Genomic DNA, 20,926 nt, shown 5'->3' with positions numbered 1-20,926 from the left:
GCATCAGTCCGATTTTTGACAAGGAAAAAGAGCAGAAGCGCCTGCAGGAAGTGCAACTGATAGGCCAGATAGGTAACCAGGCGGCGGATATCGCGAGGACGCAGGGTGAGATAAATGGCCTGAATGCGGGTAAAAAAGCGCTGGCAAAGGAAGGTATTCCTGAGCCGGATGTGAACGCCAGTGATGAAGAAAAAGCAAGATACCAGACGCAACTACGGAACTCAGCGGCATATAAGACCGAGCAGGCAAAATACGGCACGGGTAGCGATATTCAGCGGGGGATTCAGGCTGCCGTAGGCGCTCTGCAGGGGCTGGCTGGCGGTGATATTGGCGCGGCGCTGGCGGGTGCATCGGCACCGGAGCTTGCCAATATCATAGGTCATAAGGCGGGCCTCAATGAGGATGATATCGCGGCTAAAGCCATCGCGCATGCGATACTGGGCGGCGCTGCGGCGGCTATGCAGGGGAACAATGCAGCAGCCGGAGCGGCTGGCGCAGTGGCAGGAGAGCTTGCTGCGAATGCGATACTGAAAACGATGTATCCGGGCAAGCACGTCAGCGAGCTGGATGAAAGTGACAGGCAGTTAGTCAGCAATCTTGCGACTATCGCATCGGGGCTGGCAGGTAATCTGGCCGGTGGTGATTCGAAAAGCACGACAACGGGTGCGCAGTCTGGTAAAAACGCAGTTGAGAATAATTATCTGAGTCTGCCAAATGGAATGATGAATTACGGACAGGCAGTTGCTTCCTGGATTCAGTATGTGGTGGGCAATAATCTGACGCAGGAACAAACTCAGGAAGGGTTGAATAGAATTGCTATTGGTGAAGGGGCTTCCTGGGGAACAGAGTATAAAGTTAAGCCATATGTAAAAGGTGAAGTGGCCGGAGGCGCAGGGGCTGGTTATTACTTTGATACGAGTATAGACCCATACCAGATTTCAGCTAATCGTGGAGAAACATTAGCTGTCGGTGGACGCATCTCTGGGCAGATAGGGATTCAGTTTGGACCATACTTCCCTGGGACTATGAATTCCGAAAGAAATAGTTCCATAGGCTTAGGACTTGGGGTCATTTCTAGCGAAGTCTCTTATGGAAAAGATGGTTTTGGTTTTAGTTTCGGAGTGGGACCTGCGTGGGGGTGGAGTGGCGTGTCAACCAATGTTGCCGGTGAAAAAGTGGACATCAATGGTTCTTCTGGAACTGAATTCTATCATCATGACTTCGGCCAGGATAAAGCAAAATGAACCCCGACATCATCACGATCACGTTATCAATGGCAATCTTTTTTATGTCATTCTATCAGTATGCTAGAAGTACCAAGATACCCCTTAACTCCCCGGTAGGTATGAACGAGTATTTTAGTGGCATATTTTTCCTTAGAAAAAGTTCCTTTAGTTTGTTTTTGGGGCGAGTAGCATTACTTATTGGTTTCCCGCTGTCATATGTCCTTAAGTTTATCCGTGATGGTGAAGGAGTTATTTACTTTCCATTGATTGTGATAACTTGGTTTATCGCGTTATATTTTTATAAGTATACTAGCTGTTTCAACGGGGTAGCTGAAGGGCAAAAAGGATTTTTTAGCATTCTCCTAAAAGGAAGAGCCGGGGGGCTGGCTGGTACTTTATTATGGTTGCTCCGCGCTTTATATATTGCATCAGTGATATATGTATTCTTGAATAGATAAGATTATCATTATTTAGAAATATTGCTGTTGAGAATAACTCGCTCAGTGGTGATCGGGCCCGCGAAGCGGCGAAACAGGCTGCTGAATCCCTGAAAAATCAGGTCAGGGAAAAGCTGGCTGAAAGCGGAACTGTCCTGCGCTGATTACGTTCGTGGGTGAATACTAGCCGTACCTGTCAGCATACTGTGCAGGGGGAAAGCGGTTTTTTGCGTAGTAGCTCGTGGTTTTATGGGGCATCTGGTAAAACACCTGAAGCTGCTTGGGCAACGGCGGGTTCTGGCGTAAAATTTGTGTCAGCGAAAATCAACTTCTTGTAAATAGTCATGTGCTAAGCGGAATAAAGGTGTTTGTGCTCCTTTGCTTCTACACTATTTAACCTATGGCTATCACACCGTACTTAATAAAAATGTCGTCATTTAAAAATGGCATGTTTATTAAATGCAAAGTGACTCCAGAAAATAGTGTTGATATATGTAATGTGTTACAGCCAATAAAACAGATCGCGAACCATGAAATAAGAATGCTATCATTCACATCAGACGCGGCAGGCAACTGCTGGCACACGCATTCACCCCGGAGCACCTGATGAACAACGACATTCCGCTAAAATATTATGATATCGCCGACGAGTACGCGACCGAGGCCGCAAAGTCGGTGAGCGATGCCGAACGCGACGCGCTGGCGCATTACTTCCAGCAGTTGATCACTCGTTTGATGAACAACGAAGAGATCAGTGAAGAAGCGCAGCAGGAGATGGCAACCGTGGCCGGCGTCGACCCACTGCGTATCGATGATATCGCGGAGTTCCTCAATCGCTGGGGTAACGAGTAGCCAAAGACATGGCCTGTGTTTTACACTGCGCGCAAATTGAGTAGATATACTCTACGAGTATTAGGTTTAATCAGGCGGAAACAGCAATGAACGGAACAATCACAACGTGGTTTAAAGATAAAGGCTTTGGATTTATCAAAGATGAAAACGGCGACAACCGCTATTTTCATGTGATTAAGGTTGCTAATCCTGAGTTGATCAAGAAAGACGCGGCGGTGACCTTCGAGCCTACCACCAACAACAAAGGCTTGTCTGCCTATGCGGTAAAAGTCATACCAGACAGCAAATACATCTATATCGCAGGCGAGCGTCTGAAGCTCACGGCGATCAAGTCATACCTGGTCTACAGCGAAGAAGTCCCTGCTGAGACCCGTATCGACAAAGAAAATGCAGTGCTGTCTGTTGGCGTGCTGATGAACAGCATCCGACCGAAATCAGACGTCAAGCCTGGCGAAATGCGCACACTGAAAAAACTGGCGATCACCACCTTCCAGGGGACGACGCTGATTTTCTCGGAAGATGAAATCGATATCGACGAGACGGTGAAACTGCTTAAGGTCTGAAGCACTGCGGACTGAATGAATACCTAAATCCTGCTCTTTATTGAAGCGGGGTTTCGGTATTTTTATGGAGACACAGATGTTCTATGCCAAAAATGTAGGCGATCAATATCATACTATTTGAATTTTGGGGGAGTGAAGCAATTAAAAATATTTTTTATGTCTTTTTTTAATGTTTATTAATTGCAATAACCTAAATTTATTATTTTATATTTTTTTTATAATGCAATGTTATGTTTTTAGAAAAATATATATCATGTAGTATTAATTTAAGCTAGTTTTATAAATATGTACTCTGCAACTTTACCTCTTTCCTATGCGTGAATATAGGTATGTTTGATAAGTTTCTTTTGCGGGGGTTGTTGATATGAGAAAGATTATTGAATTGTGCATAGTTTTATTTAGTATAGAATGTCTTGCAAGTGGTATAAAGTTGCAAGAAAATGGCCTTGAAATTATTATTTTACGAGAGCCGACAACCCCTTTTGAATACTTTAATAAAGAAAATATCAATACAGCAATCCATGCTATAGGTTCGGTCGTAAAACCAGAACCGAATGAACCTGGTTGTGAAGGTGCTACTAACTCATTATTTATGGAGAATCCAGATACTCGTAAAGCGATAATAAATAACTGCCTTACAAATGATAAGTCATCGCTTGGTTCTACAATTATAAATATGCTTGCTGCGATAGTTTATCTTTATGATTCTGGGGGTGATTATTGTACTGGAACTTTAATTGATAAGGATAAAATTTTAACAGCTCAACATTGTCATTCATCTGAAGCATTTTTTTATAACGGCGAAAAAAGGGCTCTTAACAATAACGATGTTATTCATTGTGATGTGATATCCCACCCTGGATGTGATTGGAAAATATTCAAAATTTCACCGATAAGTATAAAACCTTCTTTATTTAAAATGCAAAATGCCAAAGTAAATACAGCATTATGGATTCCAGGTTTTGCAATATCTGATTTATCTGAAGATAGAATTCCTAAAAAATATATAGCGGAGAGTGTTAGATGGCCAAAGCCATATAAAAATAATTGTAAGTCGTTTATAAGTGATGAAAAATGCTTGGTGTATTTTTGTCCTTTGCTGAGCGGGTATTCCGGTGCTCCAATAATTGATCTGGAAGAGTCAAAACGCCAAGGGATTATTATAATTAATGGAATACATACGTCCGGTAGTCCAGCGGGTTCAGCTTGTCCATTTAGTAAAAATAGCAAGGCAACTGTGAACTCAGGAAATCCATCATCTTTCATTTATTATTAGGTTGTAATTATGAAACATGTGACGCTTATATTTTTATCAGCAATTTTGTGCGGTTGTAGTAAATCTCCTTCATCTCAGCTTGATTATAAACAGGAGGATATAAAATCATCGGGTATTATTGAGGCTAGAGCTTATCTATCAGATTTAGAGTGTCCTGCGGTGATCTATGCTGAAAAATATAAACAGACATCGCGAAATGAACCTGCGACGCTAACAGCGGTCGGAGTTATTGTTGGTAAAAAACTCATTGATGAGGCGATCAAATTTGCGGCGAAAAGTATTAAAACCTACGGAGATAATCTTGCATCTCCCTTCACAATGCCAGTGTTTCTAGCTCCAGGGGAAACTTCTGTATCAGAGGCAAAATGTCTGATTGTAGGTTATGGTGAGTTTGGTGGGGAGGGTGATAATAATGTTCTCGCAAATAATAAATTACCATGGTCACTATACTCTTCCACTGAACTAGGGCAGGAGTTGAATGGCAATCTTGGATTCGCAATGCAGATAAGAATTAAAGAAGTTAAAGGGAAAATCTACTTTACACCGTTTAGTTTATTTTACCCTCGAAAAATTCGACCTTATGGAGTTCATAATCATCATTCAATTACAGTTGGTCTGGATTTTAAAGATGCTAAACTAATAATGGAGTTTGGAGATATAAAACAAGGTTCATATTTCTCTTACCAAGCCATCAAAGCACATACTGTCTTTGTAGAAAAAGATAAACTTCTTACCAATAATATGACTATATCTATTACAGAAGGTCCTGATAGTCAACTGTTAGGGAATTTAATTGCTGCTGTTGGAAGTGATGATACGGCTGCACAAGTCAGTTCTACATTGCAAACAAAGGTTGATGAAAAATTTACTAGCAAACAAAAGAAATAGTAATATCTTTCAACTGAACGAGGGTAAATTCAAAGAATAATAATTTACCCTCGTTTATCTTTAGATGAACGACCCGATCTGTTAGTGATCCTGTACGTTAAATTTTTGGACATTTATCCAATCATAGTTGCATGATTTATTGCCTATGCTAATAACGACTGCTTCTTGTGACTGAATACCTACCTGGAAACATCAACGCCGCTAAAAAGAGGCGTTGAATCAGGCTACTTAAGCTTCCCTCTCAATCCTTCATAGACATCTAGCGCTTTCTGCACATTCGCCTCGTTCATCGCTATCTCTGAGAAGTCAATAAACCAGGTGCCGGAGTTGTGTTTGTTAATGACAAAGAGTTTTTTGCCCCAAACAAAACGATACTCAACATCATATTCCTTGTTAAACGTCGCGCCAGCATCAGAGACGCTGAACGTCGTTTTTATACCTGAATCTTGAGGACCCCATTTTAATAAGCCTGAATAAAGCGTAATCCAGTTTTTTACTATGACGCAACAGTCGGATTTACCACGTCATCCATCAGTATGTAACGTGCTTCCTGGCGTGAGTATTGATCGATTAACGGTACAAGTCGTCGGAAGTGTTCGCTGGCACAATGTTCATCGAGAGCCGCGTGGTTTGGCCATTCTTCGATAAAAACAAAATGGCCCGGATCTTTTTCATCAATATAGAGGTCATATGCAATGCACTGCGGTTCTTTCTTCGTTGCCGATATTAGCTCACGATACAAAGGGAGAACGGTTTCAATGAACTCAGGTTTGATGAAATCTTCGGCAATGACCTTTAACATGCAGCCTCCTGGCTGAAAATGAATGCACACTATGCGATGAAGATATATTTAGGGCAAGACGTCACAGTGTTATTTTGGTCAGCGAGTGAGTTATTCCAGCTATCAATCAGATGATCCGCAAATCGTAAAGGCCGATCCCGGCCAGCGGTGCTTAAGCACTCATTCGGTTGTATGAGCGGGGAGATACGGTTCCCACTTCCGGGTGAGCGTCAGCCGACGACCACGTTGCCAGAGTTTATATAAAGCCTGGCAACGGAGGTGTTATGAGCTGGCGGCCCTTTTTGTATTTGATTATTAATCCTCACCCGATATTAAGCGCCCGGCGTGGTCATCTGCGTCTGGTGCAGGGTTGACTTTGCATTCTGTTAACAAACGCGGTATAACAAACCTTCTTTGGATGTTTAGATGTCCATACGTTTAGAAGGTCATATGCAAACAACACAACAAAATGCGCCACTGAAGCGCACAATGAAAACGCGTCACCTGATTATGCTCTCCTTAGGCGGCGTGATTGGCACAGGGTTATTCTTTAATACCGGGTACATCATCTCCACCACCGGAGCGGCGGGAACGCTGCTGGCCTATCTGATTGGTGCGCTGGTGGTCTGGCTGGTTATGCAGTGTCTGGGCGAACTGTCGGTGGCGATGCCGGAGACGGGGGCGTTTCACGTCTATGCTGCGCGCTATCTTGGCCCGGCAACGGGGTATACCGTGGCCTGGCTTTACTGGCTGACCTGGACCGTGGCGCTGGGTTCGAGTTTTACCGCCGCCGGATTTTGCATGCAGTACTGGTTTCCACAGGTGCCGGTATGGGTTTGGTGTGTGTTGTTCTGCGTGATTATTTTTGGCCTGAACGTTATCTCCACGCGCTTTTTTGCCGAAGGGGAGTTCTGGTTCTCGCTGGTAAAAGTTGTCACTATCATCGCCTTTATCATCCTCGGTGGGGCGGCGATTTTCGGTTTTATCCCGATGCAGGATGGTTCCCCCGCGCCGGGGCTGAGTAACATCACGGCAGAAGGCTGGTTCCCGCACGGCGGCTTACCGATCCTGATGACTATGGTGGCAGTGAACTTTGCTTTTTCGGGTACCGAGCTTATCGGCATTGCCGCGGGTGAAACAGAAAACCCGCGCAAGGTTATCCCGGTGGCGATTCGTACCACCATCGCGCGGCTGATTATTTTCTTTATTGGCACCGTGTTTGTGCTGGCAGCGCTGATCCCGATGCAGCAGGCGGGCGTGGAGAAAAGCCCGTTTGTGCTGGTGTTTGAGAAAGTAGGGATTCCGTACGCCGCCGATATTTTTAACTTCGTGATCCTGACGGCCATCCTGTCTGCGGCGAACTCCGGGCTGTACGCCTCCGGGCGCATGCTGTGGTCGCTGTCGAATGAACGTACGCTGCCAGCCTGTTTTGCCCGAGTGACGAAAAACGGTGTGCCGCTGACGGCACTGTCGGTCAGTATGTTTGGCGGTGTGCTGGCGTTGTTTTCCAGCGTGGTGGCTCCGGATACGGTATTTGTTGCGCTGTCGGCAATCTCCGGATTTGCGGTGGTGGCGGTGTGGCTGAGCATATGCGCCTCGCATTTTGTTTTTCGCCGCCGTCATCTGCAACAAGGTAAGGCATTGAGTGAATTACATTATCGTGCGCCGTGGTATCCGCTGGTGCCGGTATTAGGTTTTGTGCTGTGCCTGGTGGCCTGTGTAGGGCTGGCATTCGATCCAGCGCAGAGAATTGCGTTGTGGTGCGGGTTACCGTTTGTCGCGTTGTGCTATGGTGCTTATTTCCTTACTCAACCCCGTAACGCAAAACAGGAGCCAGAACATGTCGCAGAATAATCCGTTACGCGCTCTCCTTGATAAACAGGATGTCCTGTTGCTGGATGGCGCGATGGCGACGGAGCTGGAAGCGCGAGGGTGTAACTTAGCCGACAGCCTGTGGTCAGCCAAAGTGCTGGTAGAAAACCCGGAGCTTATCCGCGAAGTTCATCTTGACTATTACCGGGCGGGGGCGCAATGCGCGATCACCGCCAGCTATCAGGCGACGCCGGCGGGCTTTGCCGCGCGAGGTCTGGATGAAGCGCAGTCGAAAGCGCTGATTGGCAAAAGCGTGGAGTTGGCGCGTAAAGCCCGTGAAGCATATCTGGCAGAGAACCCGCAGGCGGGCACGCTGCTGGTGGCGGGATCCGTCGGGCCTTACGGCGCGTATCTGGCGGATGGCTCTGAATACCGTGGCGATTATCAGTGCAGCGCCGAGGCGTTCCAGGCGTTTCATCGCCCGCGCGTGGAAGCCTTGCTGGATGCCGGGGCCGATCTGCTGGCCTGTGAAACCCTGCCAAATTTTGCCGAAATTCGCGCACTGGCTGAGTTGTTGACCGCGTATCCGCGTGCGCGGGCATGGTTCTCGTTTACCCTGCGCGACAGCGAGCACCTGAGCGACGGTACGCCGCTGCGCGACGTGGTCGCTTTCCTTGAGCAATATCCGCAGGTGGTGGCGTTAGGCATTAACTGCATTGCGCTGGAGAACACCACTGCCGCGTTGCAGTATTTACACAGCTTAACGACGCTGCCGCTGGTGGTGTATCCGAACTCGGGCGAGCATTACGATGCGGTGAGCAAAACCTGGCACCATCACGGTGAGCATTGCGCGCAGCTGGCGGATTATCTGCCGCAGTGGCAGGCCGCAGGCGCAAGGTTGATTGGCGGATGCTGTCGCACCACGCCTGCGGATATTGCCGCGCTAAAAGCGCGAAGCTGAGAGTTTATCGGGCCTACATCGTTCACTGTAGGCCTGATAAGCGCAGCGCATCAGGCATTGCCGGATGGTGGCATAAGCGCCATAGCGGCTCTACAGTGAATGATGTGACGATATGGCTATTGTGATTTTAGGTAATAGAACGCACTCACTCGTAGCAGGCCTTAAAGCAAATCTGCTGCTACTTACGACCGGATTGTTGACCAGATATAGGGTGCATTGATATAAAATTAAAGAAGGGACTCCACTGGAGTCCCTTTATTTAGAAAATGATAAAAAAAAAGATCATTATTGGAATGCAAATCAATAATGACAATGATTCAATTCTAAATCCTAGTGTTAATTTTTTTGGAAGATTTCTTATTAGATTATATCCTTCTACGCTTATGCCGTGATGTAAATGTTTATGGTATTTAAAGTTTAAGCTTCTAGTTATAAAACTAACTTTAGTATTATATAAGTATGGAGTAATAAAAACACTTGCATCTTTGCATGACTTTGTTGAAATTGGTAGGTGACCTATCTCTCTTTCGTATATTTCAACTATTTTTTTGTACGCTTTTTTATTGTAAAAATAACATATCATGAATATTAAAAAATCAAATAAAAAAGCAAGGCAAATTAGGTTTTTTATAATCACCTCATTTTGAATTAAAAATATTTTCATATATAATATGCTCCCCTACATATTCACCAGCATTTTCGCCATATTTTTCTACAAGTTTACTTGTTGCAATAGTAACACCAACCCCTGTAGCAAAACACAGTGCAGCACCGACCCCACCAGCTTCTATAGTAGAAAGCCCTAATACCCACGTACAAACCACATTTGCGGCACGTCCAGCCGCCAGACCAGAAAGCATACTACTAGCCTGTTTGAATCCAAATTTACTATATTCAGTGATAGCGGCTTTTTTACAAGCACTTTCACGACCTTTTGAACAAGCGTCATAAACATTTGATGTATATCCGGCAAAATCTAAACCTATGCCAACAAAACCAACTGTTTTCATTAGATTCATTAGTTTTGCCGAGCGCTCAATATATGTAGCATAACCTTCAATATTATCTATTCCCGTTTTATCCCATTTATACATAATTGAACTTGTAGATAAACCTAATGCTTTTTTAATGCTATTATATTCTTCTAATTTGAGCTGGGTTTTTGAAAATTTGTTTAAAACAGCATCTAGCTTTTTAAACAGTCTTGCCCGTTGACCAAAGAATTCTTCCCCCGATATAATTCCTTTGTTGTGGCCATACGTATCTTTATACAACTCCTGAATTTCAATTAATATTTTTTTTATTTCTTCGTAATAACTTTTACCTACTTCACTAATATAACCAAAACCATCTCCAGCATTTCCTAAATAATCACCGAAAAGTTGATATGAAAATGCATCCACGGCTCCTCTGTTATCATGCAATAACTTTGCATCCTGCAAGGTAAGTGGGGCCAGAGCTTTATCAATTCGATCACGCGCTTTTTGCAATGTTTCAATCTGTTGCTGATCTTGCTTTTCAGGATCAACAACAATCAGAATTGAACCAGGTTGTTTTTTCATATCAGGGTTCAGTTTGTGATACAGCTCTCTCGTACCCTCGGGGGGGTTAACGAAAATATACGGCTCATATGTTGATGGCTTTGACTCATAGGGCAATACACAAAATCCCCCATCGACAGGCTCACGAGGCGGTTTATCCTCTTCACCCGGACAATATGGTCCAGGTGCCATCGTGAGCGGTTTTGGCGCGTTCTGCGGCGCTACAGAGACCACTCTGTCTGTGACTGGCTTAGGTGCGGAGAGAACTTCACTCTCATAGAAATAAGTGACATTTGAAATTGAGTTAATAAATCTGCATTTGCAGGGGCATGTGCCAACGCTATGTGCTGTTCCGGCAGCTTGAACACCATGTATAAAATAACCCGGTTGTCCTCCTACTATGTGGTAGAGTTTTTTATCTTTACCGCATATATAGCTATCGCCATGTCGTGCCGTTGGCTGTCCGTCGAGTATATGATTAGTACAGCCTGTTAAAATAGTACCGCCGCAGGTTGTTTTATCACCGACCCTTAAAAAATATGCAATTTCCATACAATTCTCATTTTAATAAAGTTAAGCTTTCCGGATTGCAAAAAATCCAGTCATTTTTCCATGTTGTCATGTAAATACAATCTTCGATTTTATTTGATTCTTTGAGTTGCATATTATTATAAGCGATTAGACTTTGTTCTTTTAAATAGTCATTATGATAATTACATTGCGATTGAGTATGACTTAGAAAATCAGGGAGTCTTTTCTTCCACATTTGATGAAATCTATCTGTAACTTCTTCAGGTATTTTTAGGGTAGGGAATTTTTCATTTTCACTGAAACTGCTAAAAGTATATTTGACGGGGATTATAACTTGAGCCAGATGATAACTATGATATATAATATTGTATTGTTTATCAGCCCATAAACCCGCACTCAACAGCAGATAATAATCATCACTATTTTTGATGATTTTATTATTTTTTACCATTTCCCCAATGTTAAAATCATTCAGTGCATATACGCTCCACTTTTCATTAAATTTTTTCTCTAGGTAAACAGAGTAAATTGATGCTTCCATCTTTGAATAAAAGATTAAAATCCCCTCGATACTTCGATCGTATTTCCTCCACAACGGTTCTAACATTTTTTCGTTTTTATGCGTTGTTTTGTTGTATATCCCGCTGACACGACCCAATACCCATAATTCGTGCTCGCTTATATATTGAGTGATTTGGTTTTCTTCCTGGTAAAAATACATTTTTGAATCTCTCTCATCCGTTGAAAGCGTGATGACATACTATTTTCTCTGTAAAAGTTGTGTGGCTGATCGCATAAGTAATAAAAAAGCCTGAATCCATTTAAGGATGATTCAGGCTTGGAATAATTAAGTTTATCTGTATTTATTTAATAAATATTTTATAAGAATTTTTCCTTCTCTATAATCAAATTAATTTTATCTGGTCCGTTGTTTGATCGTAGCCCGGCACAAATCATGCCGCATCCGCCAGGACAAACATGCCGTACGGGTGGATTTCGAGATAATACTGCTCGCCGACGTCCGGCTGCAGACGCGTAGCATTGACCTGCAATAAAATCTCCTGCCCGTGCCACTCCACCGTGACCTCATACTGGGGTCCCATATACGCGACGTGGCGGATCACGCAGCGCTGACTCTCTTCACCGCGATCGCTGAGCGTGATCGCTTCCGGACGCACGCCGACCATGCCTTCACCTTGTGTACCAAAGTGCAGCGGGCGCGGCAGATGATAGCCGTAGATATCAACGTATTTGTCGCTGAAGGTAGCCGGGAACAGGTTGGCATCGCCCATAAAGCTCGCCATAAAACGGGAGGCGGGCTGGCGATAGAGATCCTGCGGTGAGCCGATCTGCATAATGTGTCCTTTGTTCATCACCAACACGGTATCAGAAACCGCAAAGGCTTCGCTCTGATCGTGGGTGACGTACAGCGAGGTGATATCAAACTGCTTTTGCAGTTCGCGGATCTTGTCGCGCATGCTGCGACGCAGGTTGGCGTCGAGGTTACTTAACGGCTCATCAAACAGCAGCACTTTCGGTTTGAGGATCAACGCGCGGGCCAGCGCCACGCGCTGTTGCTGCCCGCCGGAAATCTGATCGACAAAGCGGTCTTCGAATCCTTCCAGATCCACCATCGCCAGTGCCTCTTTGACGCGAGCTTTCACCTCTGCGCGCGACACGCCGAGCATCTTCAGGCCATAACCGACGTTCTCCCCCAGCGACATATGCGGGAACAGGGCATAGGACTGAAACACCATACAGATATCACGCTGCTGAATAGAGCGATGAGTGACGTCTTCGCCATCAATGTAAATCTGTCCTTCGCTCGGTTTTTCCAGCCCGGCGACCAGGCGCAATATGGTGGTTTTGCCGCAGCCGGATGGGCCGAGCAGGGTCACCATTTGCCCCTGCGGAATGGTGAGGTTGATATTGTCGATAACCGTGTTGCTGCCAAATCGTTTAGTGACGTTGCGCAGTTCAACGAAATTTTTCTGAGTCATAGTGCGCTCCATTACGCCTGGTTTTTGGCTTTTGAACGGGAGGTACGTGATTCACCGATCAGCCAGTCAAAGATGAAAATAATCGCCAGCATCACCACGATCAGAATGGAACCGTAGGCAATCGCCACGCCGTATTCGCCGTCTTCCACGCGGTTCAGGATGTAGGCCGTCGCCACGCGGGTATCCGGGGTGACAAGGAACACAATGGCGCTGACGGTGGTAATGGCGCGCACAAAGCTGTAAATCAGCGCCGAGAGGATCGCCGGGCGCAGCAGCGGCAGCAGAATGTGTGTAATGGTGCGCAGAGAACCGGCGCGCAGGCTGAGCGAGGCTTCATCGAGCGATTTATCGATTTGGCCTAAGCCCGCGATACCCGCCCGGATACCGACCGGGACGTTACGCATCACCATCGAGATGATCACGATGGCGGCGGTGCCGGTGAGATACACCGGGGCGCTGTTAAAGGCCAGAATGTACGACACGCCCGCGACGGTGCCCGGAACGGCAAAGCACAGCATAGTGGTGAACTCGATGGTCTTTTTGCCTTTAAACTGCTGGCGCACCACAATCCACGCGATCAGCAGACCGAAAATCGCGGTGATCGGCGCGGCAATCCCGGCGTAGAGCAGGGTGTCGAGCAGTGAAGGCCACGCGCCGTCGCTCATCCCCTGACCGAACAGTTTGGTAAAGTTCGCCAGCGTCAGGGTGTAGTCCACGCCCCAGTTGACGGTGAAACTGCCGTAGAAAATGCTGCCGTAGAGCAGGGCGTTAAAGGCAATCCACACCGCCAGCAGTGCGACCACGCTCCACACCAGCGTGACTGGTAGCGGCTGCACGTCGCCCCGGTAGGATTTACCGGAAACGGTGACGTACGAGCGTTTACCAATCCACATATACTGCACGCAGAACACCAGCAGCGAGAACAGTAGCAGGAAGGCACCCAGCGTACTGGCGGCCTGGTAGTCGAGCTGCGAACCGGTGATGTAGAAGTAAATTTGCGTAGCCAGCACGTCGAAGTTACCGCCGAGCACCAGCGGGTTGCTAAAGTCGGCCAGCGACTGCACCACCACAATTAAAAAGGCGTTCGCCAGCGCCGGTTTCAGCAGCGGGACAAACACGCCGTTAAAGGTCTGCCAGCGGCTGGCGCGCAGGGTATATGACGCCTCTTCCAGCGATGGATGAATGGTTTTGATTGCTCCATCGAGGATCATAAACGCCATTGGCGTAAAGGCCAGCACCTGCGCCAGCCAGATACCAGTAAAACCATACAGCCAGTTGGTGTTAGTTAAACCAAACCATTCGACCATAAATTCGGTGATGTAACCGGAGCGTCCCATCATCAGCGTGACGCCTAAACCGACGACAAACGGCGGGGTGACGATCGGCAAAATCGAGAAAATACGTCCGATGATGGCGCTGCGTCTGGCGATACGAGTGGTATAGATAGCCAGTACCAGACCAAAGAAGGTACAGCCGACGCCGACGGCAATCGACAGCATAATTGAGTTGAGGATCACCTGAATGATATGCGCTTGCGACAGCACATTCATAAACGCCAGCGGGGCAAATTCTCCGGCGTCGTTGGTGAACATCGGAATGAAAATGGCGATGCTCGGCCAGACGATAAAAATACCGATCAGAGCGATTATCGCGGTGAGCGAGCCGATGACGAAACGGTCGCCGCCCAGCCATTCCAGGCGAGTGAGCGCCAGGGTCATGATTGCGCCAAGTGCCACAAACAACACGATGGTGGCATAGCCTAAGCCGCGGCCCTCAAGGGTGGCGCTGGCGACGATAAAGGCCATACAGAAAAATGCCCATCCCGCGTCAAGATAATGGCGGTTGCGCTGCTCGCGTCTGGCTTCATGGAATGGACGCACCAGCAACAGGCTTGGCAGCAGATACCAGAGCCAACTGATATTGAACTGTGACCAGCCGTAGGCGGCGAGTATTTCTTCGCGCGTGGACTCCAGCAGACCATAGTCCAGGCTCCAGCTCGGAAGCAGGGCAAACGCCAGCCAGCCGAGCAAAACCCAAAGGAATATCGCATCCCGTTTTTTCACGGGATGGAGTGCAAGTGTGTGTGACATAGCGTTTCCGGTAATCCAGGCCGGGTAAGGCGTTTGCGCCACACCCGGCAAATGAACGTAACGTGGGCTTATTTACCCATCTTAACTTCGCTAACCCACTTATTGATCAACGCCTTACGTACGTCGGTCGAGCCGTACTTATCCATGTCGTAATTGATAAGCTTCAGGTCGTCGAGCTTCAGTGAGTTAGGAGAGGTCTCGGCGGTGGTGTTGGTCAGGATCTGATAGGATTTGCCTTTCTTCCAGACCAGCTCCTGTGCGTCTTTCGACAGCACCCAGTCAACGAACAGTTTGGCGTTGTCGGCGTTGCGCGCGCCTTTCAGGATGCTTACGCCGCCAATTTCATAGCCAGTACCTTCGCATGGGGAGATTAGCTCCAGCGGCGCGCCCTGTTCTTTCTCCAGCGAGTAGTCGTGCAGGAAACCGATGCCGATAGCCGTTTCGCCACGAGCGGCGTTACGCGCCGGGGCAATGCCGGATTTGGTGTACTGGGAGACGTTGGCGTTGAGCTGTTTCAGGTAGTCAAAAGCCTGATCTTCACCCCATAGCTGGGCAAAGGTCGCCAGCGCGGTGTAGGCGGTACCAGAGCTTTGCGGGTCAGCAATCTGAATTTCGCCTTTGTATTCCGGTTTGGTCAGATCCTTCCAGCATTTTGGTACCGGCAGGTTTTTCTCTTTCAGGCGCTGGGTATTGACGCCAAAGCCCAGAATCCCGACGTAAACCGCCGAAGAGAGGTTACCTTTTACCTTCGCGGGATCGCGGAATTTCTCCATAATCTGCTCGAGGTTTGGTGATTTATACGGCTGCAGCAGGCCCATTTCACCGGCCTGAGACTGCGGATCCAGCGTACCGCCGTACCATACATCCGCCTGCGGGTTTTTCTTCTCGGCATCGACTTTCGCCAGCGTACTGCCCGAGCCGTTACGAATGAATGAGGTTTTCACATCATATTTTTCACCGAAGGCTTTGGTTTCGGTTTCGCACATCTCGTTGGTGGCGCTGCAATACACCACCAGACGACCCTGTGCCTGGGCTGCGTTGCTGATAGCCGCCAGCGTCAGAGCGGAAGCAATCAGGGTAGAGGTAAGCGTCAGTTTCATTGTTTTATCCTTTGACTGAGAGAAGGGGTAATGCCCGCAATGAGCAACGGCATCAGCAATAAACCCATAAAGACAGCGGCAACCGAGAGCAAACTGAACATTCCCGACCAGCCGTAATGTTCTATGACCAGCGACAGCGGCCAACCCGCCAACGCGGCCCCCAGATAGGCGAACAGCCCGAGAAAACCGGTAATTGAACCTGCCGCCGCTTTGTGTCCGCATTCAACGGCTGCGAGGCCAATTAGCATCTGTGGGCCAAACACAAAAAAGCCCACGGTAAAGAAACACACTGCCAGTAGCGCGTAGTGGTGTACCGGCGCCAGCCACAGCGCGGCGACGGACACCATCAGTCCCAGCGTGAACAGTAAAATCATCGGCGCACGCTGACCGCTGAACAGCAGATCCGATCCCCATCCGGCAAACAGCGCCCCCAGCAAGCCGCCGACTTCAAACAACATCACCGTGGCATTGGCGCTGAGCAGATTCACGCCGTGGCTTTCCGTCAGCCAGATGTTGCCCCAGTCGTTGAGCGCAATGCGAATCAGATAGACCAACACATACGACGCCGAGCAACCAGATCATCGGGTTTTTCAGCATGGTGGTGCGTAACATTTGCCACAGCCCCATCGGCGGGCTTTGCTGCTCCTGACGCAGTTCCAGCGGGTCATGACGCCATTCCCCAACCGTAGGTAATCCTTCTTCCCGGGGAGTGCCTTTCAATTGCAGAGTGAGCCAGATTCCCAGTGCCATGCTGATTATCCCCGGTGCCAGCATGGCTGCCTGCCAGCCCCACCAGTGGGCGGCAAAAGCGCTAATCAGCGGGATAATGGCGCCACCGATATTGATCGACATATTCCAGCAGCCCCACCAGAATCCGCGTTCGTTGCGCGAGTACCAATGGGTCAGCAGGCGGGCGCAGGGCGGCCAGCCCCAGCCCTGAAAAAATCCGTTCAGCGTCCAGACCACCAGCAGCAGCGTCAGTGATTCACCAAAGGCGAACAGCACGTTTAAAACGCCGGTGGCAAACAGACCAATACCCATAAACGCGCGCTGTCCGTGGCTGTCGTGCCACAGCCCGGCAGTAAATTTCGACAGACCATAGGTCAGATAAAACAGTGACCCGAGCAGGCCGATATCGCCCTTATCCAGACCCAGGTCCGTTTGTAGCGCCGGGAGGACGTAGTTAACGCTTTTGCGCGTCAAATAAAATGCGGCGTAGCCTATCACCATACACATCAGCAGCCGGGGGCGTAGCGCCCGGTATTGTTGGTCTGTTTCGCTGGCTGAGCGTGCGTGCATGGCAGTCTCCGTTTGTGCTGACTATAGGAAAGTGAAAGCAAAAGGGGATGAGAGAAAGTCCGCAGTGACTAAGACTTTTTCCTGGTTAGCGGCTGATTTGTTGCAAATTTGTGGGCAGGTTAACAATTACGTGCGTGCCGTTGTTTGATTCGAGCGTCAGTTCGCCGCCAAGGGCGCTCACCCGCTCACGCATCCCCTGGATACCGAAACCGGGAATTTTTTCAGGCAGAATACCAACGCCGTTGTCAGCGACATCCAGAAACAAACGTTGTTCCCGCTGGCGCAGCGTAATCGACACGTCGCTGGCGTTCGCATGTTTACAGACGTTATTGAGTAACTCCTGTAGCAGGCGATACAGCGTGAAGCGCACCGTTTCGTTTTCTGGCGTATTCTCTAGCTGATAATCAAAGCGACAGCGAATACCGCGTTCAGCAAAAGCAAATTCATTCACCAGATGATGTAGTGCATCTTTAAAGGCCAGTTCATCGAGCGCGGGTGGGCGTAGCTGGCGCAGCAACTGGCGGGTGGAATGGTGAATGCGCCGGGCAAGGTTGTTGATCTGATTTGCCGCTTCGAGCGTTTGCTCAGGGCCTGGCGCGCGTTTGACCAGTTGCGACTGAATTTGAATGGCGGTGATGTTCTGCCCAATTTCGTCATGCAGCTCCCGCGCCAGGCTTTTGCGCGTATTTTCTTCGGTGCGGATCAGCTGTTCGGTCAGCGCGCGTCGTGCCGCCAGTTCGGTTTCCAGACGCTGGCGATAATGGTGCAAATTTTGCGCCAGATGCTGCTGGCGGCTGATGGCGATCCCCAGCCCTATACCCAGTAGCGCCTGGGTGGCGAGAAAAATTTCCAGCTCCAGTAAGTTACTGAACCCGACGCCGATTTGCCGGGCGATGGTGATCATCATACTGCCGAGCAATCCGGACAACACGCCGCCCTGCCAGCCAAATTTCCACGCCATCACCACGTTCGGTAAGAACACCACGATCAGCAACAGGCGCTCGATCTCCGGCGACAGCACCATCTGAGTGCCGATGCCAATAATAAAAAACAGGCTGCACCAGATGATAAGCGAAGTGCGCAGCGGGGGATTGGTGGTATCCAGTCCGAGCAGATGATAGCGGTGCTGCTGGCGCAAAAATTCATAGATCAGATAGACAAACGGCGTCAACAGCACGCCGCCGGTAAACGACGCCAGACCTATTAACGTCGCCGGGCTTTGAATAAACGGTGAAAGCAGGGCGGTATTGAGCAATGAAGTGATCGTCACGGCGGCCAGCAGCAGGGTTAAGCGCTGCCAGTAAAGGGGGAATCGGTGCCAGTATGACTGGCCGATGCTCGCCGGAATCAGGCTAATTAATGGTGCAGCCAGCAGGATATAGCCATTCAGTAATTGCTCGCTGTGCAGCCAGAGCAACATCAACACCGGCGGCAGAACCAGCGCGGGCCAGTAACGGCGAGAAAGCAGGATTAACAGCGCGAGATAGACGCCGTGCGGTAGAAATAGCGCCGCTTGCTGGCCGTTGTGGGTCAGATAAAACCCCAGCGTCCACAGCATCAGCCAGCCCGATCCCCAGGCCAGCAGAATAAACAGAGAAATAACCCAATGCCGAAGGTTACGCGACATTAATGCCCCGTCAATAGCTGGTGGTCGAGCGCAAAATGCACCAGATCGATGGTGCTATGGCATTGCAGTTTGCCCAGCACGTTCGCCCGATGAACGTGCACCGTCTTGTGGCTGAGATCGAGTTTGAAGGCGATCTCTTTCACGCTGTCGCCTTTGACCAGCAGATCAAACACTTCGCGCTCGCGTGGGGTCAGTACTTCCAGGACCTGCGCGGGCTGTTCGCCGCCGCGTAGCGCACGCAGCGCATCGGCGCACAGGTAATGCCCGCCCATACCTACCGAACGTACCGCCTGCACCAGTTCCTCCGGTCCGCAGCGTTTGGTCAGGTAGCCGCTGGCGCCGGCATCCAGCGCGCTTTGCACAAACGTGGGCGAGTCATAAATGCTGAGAATTATGGCGCGAAAACCGGGCTTCTGCGCCCGCAGTCGTTTTAACAGGCTCAGGCCATTTTCATCCGGCATGGCGATGTCCATCACCGCCACGTTGACGTCATCATGCATTAACGCAGGCCACGCCAGGGCCGCGCTGCTGAACTGGCCGATGACGTTGAGATCGTCTTCGAGACTGAGTAATTGCGCAAAGCCGGAACGCACCACCACATGGTCATCCACCAGCACAACATGAATCATGATATTACTCTCTTACCTGATAATGGCGTCTATGATGCCTGTCAGCGCCGCACTGGCAATCACCGTGGCGCGGATATGTAACGAATGTAACAAAATCGCAATAATTTGCCGGGTGTTATAGCGAGTGTAGGCCTGATAAGCGCAGCGCATCAGGCATATGATTACCGGATGGCGGCGCAAGCGCCTTATCCGGCCTACGTTCTGTAATGAGCTAAATAGCTAACTATTGCCGCTTTTTTTCTAAAAACAGATCGCTATTAGCCAGAATTTTTAATTCCTTTATCAAATTGTGCCGCAACGAAATACTGCCCTCATAACAAGACAGGGGAGCAGACAATCATGGCTATTTCATCGCGTAACGCACTTCTTGCCGCACTGGCATTCATCGCATTTCAGGCGCAGGCGGTGAACGTCACCGTTGCTTATCAGACCTCCGCCGAACCCGCCAAAGTGGCGCAGGCAGATAACACTTTTGCTAAAGAAAGCGGTGCTACCGTTGACTGGCGCAAATTCGACAGCGGCGCGAGCATCGTTCGTGCGCTGGCATCCGGTGATGTGCAGATCGGTAATCTTGGCTCCAGCCCGCTGGCGGTCGCAGCCAGTCAGCAGGTGCCGATTGAGGTTTTCCTGCTGGCGTCAAAGCTCGGCAACTCCGAAGCGCTGGTGGTGAAGAAAAACATCAGTAAACCGGAAGATTTGATTGGTAAGCGCATTGCCGTGCCGTTTATCTCCACCACCCATTACAGCCTGCTGGCGGCGTTGAAACATTGGGGTATCAAAGCGGGGCAGGTTGAGATTGTGAACCTGCAACCACCGGCGATTATTGCCGCCTGGCAGCGCGGAGATATTGATGGTGCGTATGTCTGGGCGCCTGCGGTCAACGCGCTGGAAAAAGACGGTAAGGTGTTAACCGACTCCTCGCAGGTTGGCGAGTGGGGCGCGCCGACGCTGGATGTGTGGGTGGTGCGCAAAGATTTTGCCCAGAAGCATCCTGAAGTGGTGAAAGCCTTTGCCAAAAGCGCTATCGATGCGCAGCAGCCCTATATCGCTAATCCTGATGAATGGCTGAAGCAGCCGGAAAATATCCGCAAACTGTCGCGTTTAAGCGGGGTACCGGAGGCGGATGTGCCAGGGCTGGTGAAAGGAAATACTTATTTGACGGCGCAGCAGCAAACCGCGGAGTTAACCGGGCCGGTGAATAAAGCGATTATCGATACCGCGCAGTTCCTCAAAGAGCAGGGCAAAGTTCCCGCTGTCGCGACGGATTACAGTCAGTACGTGACCGATCGCTTCGTGCAATAAATAAGGAGGCG

17 protein-coding genes and 1 pseudogene are annotated in these 20,926 nt (G+C 49.0%); 9 read left to right on the top strand and 9 right to left on the bottom strand.

The window, feature by feature from the left end:
- The 6 genes from OGV80_RS20385 to OGV80_RS20360 form a co-directional block, all read left to right on the top strand.
- The coding region (locus tag OGV80_RS20385) for a polymorphic toxin type 25 domain-containing protein (protein ID WP_286515643.1) at nt 1–1,244 on the top strand (1,244 nt) is incomplete at its 5' end.
- Complete coding sequence (locus tag OGV80_RS20380) at nt 1,241–1,684, top strand: hypothetical protein (protein WP_286515641.1); 444 nt, start codon at nt 1,241–1,243, stop codon at nt 1,682–1,684. The genes OGV80_RS20385 and OGV80_RS20380, both read left to right, overlap by 4 nt.
- A 585-nt stretch (nt 1,685–2,269) precedes the next feature.
- Nucleotides 2,270–2,515, top strand: coding sequence for a YmjA family protein (locus OGV80_RS20375; protein ID WP_043015341.1), 246 nt, complete (start codon nt 2,270–2,272; stop codon nt 2,513–2,515).
- Between the two features lie 86 nt (nt 2,516–2,601).
- Entirely contained in the window at nt 2,602–3,078 is a 477-nt protein-coding gene (locus OGV80_RS20370) for a cold-shock protein (RefSeq protein ID WP_016151966.1), read from the top strand.
- Nucleotides 3,079–3,442: 364 nt separating this feature from the next.
- Nucleotides 3,443–4,354, top strand: coding sequence for a trypsin-like serine peptidase (locus tag OGV80_RS20365; RefSeq protein WP_286515636.1), 912 nt, complete (start codon nt 3,443–3,445; stop codon nt 4,352–4,354).
- Between the two features lie 9 nt (nt 4,355–4,363).
- Nucleotides 4,364–5,242: a hypothetical protein gene (locus OGV80_RS20360; RefSeq protein ID WP_286515634.1), complete on the top strand. Its 879-nt coding sequence runs from the start codon at nt 4,364–4,366 to the stop codon at nt 5,240–5,242.
- Nucleotides 5,243–5,738: 496 nt separating this feature from the next.
- Here the strand turns inward: OGV80_RS20360 and OGV80_RS20355 are convergent, their stop codons facing one another.
- Nucleotides 5,739–6,044 (bottom strand): putative quinol monooxygenase, encoded by a 306-nt coding sequence (locus OGV80_RS20355; RefSeq protein WP_286515632.1) that lies wholly within the window; start codon nt 6,042–6,044, stop codon nt 5,739–5,741.
- Nucleotides 6,045–6,473: 429 nt separating this feature from the next.
- Between OGV80_RS20355 and mmuP the strand changes: the two genes are divergently transcribed.
- Both mmuP and mmuM read left to right on the top strand, forming a co-directional pair.
- On the top strand, nt 6,474–7,877 hold the full coding sequence (gene mmuP, locus OGV80_RS20350) for an S-methylmethionine permease (protein ID WP_199994230.1): 1,404 nt from the start codon (nt 6,474–6,476) through the stop codon (nt 7,875–7,877).
- The gene (gene mmuM / locus OGV80_RS20345; RefSeq protein ID WP_286515630.1) at nt 7,864–8,796 is read left to right on the top strand and encodes a homocysteine S-methyltransferase; all 933 of its coding nucleotides are present in this window, start codon (nt 7,864–7,866) and stop codon (nt 8,794–8,796) included. Before mmuP ends, mmuM begins: the two co-directional genes overlap by 14 nt.
- Before the next feature lie 638 nt (nt 8,797–9,434).
- Here mmuM and OGV80_RS20340 read toward each other — a convergent pair.
- The 8 genes and pseudogenes from OGV80_RS20340 to OGV80_RS20305 all read right to left on the bottom strand — a co-directional run bounded on the left by OGV80_RS20340 (nt 9,435) and on the right by OGV80_RS20305 (nt 19,613).
- A complete protein-coding gene (locus OGV80_RS20340) occupies nt 9,435–10,889 on the bottom strand; it encodes a PAAR domain-containing protein (RefSeq protein WP_286515628.1) in 1,455 nt (484 codons plus the stop codon).
- Nucleotides 10,890–10,896: 7 nt separating this feature from the next.
- On the bottom strand, nt 10,897–11,589 hold the full coding sequence (locus tag OGV80_RS20335; protein ID WP_286515626.1) for a hypothetical protein: 693 nt from the start codon (nt 11,587–11,589) through the stop codon (nt 10,897–10,899).
- A gap of 232 nt (nt 11,590–11,821) precedes the next feature.
- Nucleotides 11,822–12,868 carry a ferric ABC transporter ATP-binding protein gene (gene fbpC, locus OGV80_RS20330; RefSeq protein ID WP_047413104.1) on the bottom strand — a complete coding sequence of 349 codons (1,047 nt, stop codon included), beginning with the start codon at nt 12,866–12,868 and terminating at the stop codon, nt 11,822–11,824.
- A gap of 11 nt (nt 12,869–12,879) precedes the next feature.
- Nucleotides 12,880–14,958, bottom strand: a complete 2,079-nt coding sequence (locus tag OGV80_RS20325) for an ABC transporter permease (protein WP_100194025.1) — start codon at nt 14,956–14,958, stop codon at nt 12,880–12,882.
- A 68-nt stretch (nt 14,959–15,026) separates the two neighbouring features.
- A complete protein-coding gene (locus OGV80_RS20320) occupies nt 15,027–16,058 on the bottom strand; it encodes an ABC transporter substrate-binding protein (RefSeq protein ID WP_286515621.1) in 1,032 nt (343 codons plus the stop codon).
- Nucleotides 16,055–17,357 (bottom strand): annotated as a pseudogene (gene uhpC, locus OGV80_RS20315) (MFS transporter family glucose-6-phosphate receptor UhpC). Before uhpC ends, OGV80_RS20320 begins: the two are co-directional and overlap by 4 nt.
- An 85-nt stretch (nt 17,358–17,442) precedes the next feature.
- Complete coding sequence (locus OGV80_RS20310; RefSeq protein ID WP_043015349.1) at nt 17,443–18,984, bottom strand: MASE1 domain-containing sensor histidine kinase; 1,542 nt, start codon at nt 18,982–18,984, stop codon at nt 17,443–17,445.
- Nucleotides 18,984–19,613, bottom strand: coding sequence for a response regulator transcription factor (locus OGV80_RS20305; protein ID WP_047413572.1), 630 nt, complete (start codon nt 19,611–19,613; stop codon nt 18,984–18,986). The genes OGV80_RS20310 and OGV80_RS20305 overlap by 1 nt, the downstream gene beginning before the upstream one ends.
- A 339-nt stretch (nt 19,614–19,952) precedes the next feature.
- Between OGV80_RS20305 and tauA the strand changes: the two genes are divergently transcribed.
- Nucleotides 19,953–20,915 (top strand): taurine ABC transporter substrate-binding protein, encoded by a 963-nt coding sequence (gene tauA / locus OGV80_RS20300; protein ID WP_087051654.1) that lies wholly within the window; start codon nt 19,953–19,955, stop codon nt 20,913–20,915.
- The last annotated feature ends 11 nt before the right edge of the window (nt 20,916–20,926 follow it).

Origin of the sequence: Citrobacter sp. Ce119, assembly GCF_030334525.1 — a bacterium.
Lineage (GTDB): Bacteria > Pseudomonadota > Gammaproteobacteria > Enterobacterales > Enterobacteriaceae > Citrobacter > Citrobacter europaeus.
Note: the sequence above shows the minus strand (reverse complement) of the source record. Positions and strands in the feature narration are given on the sequence as shown.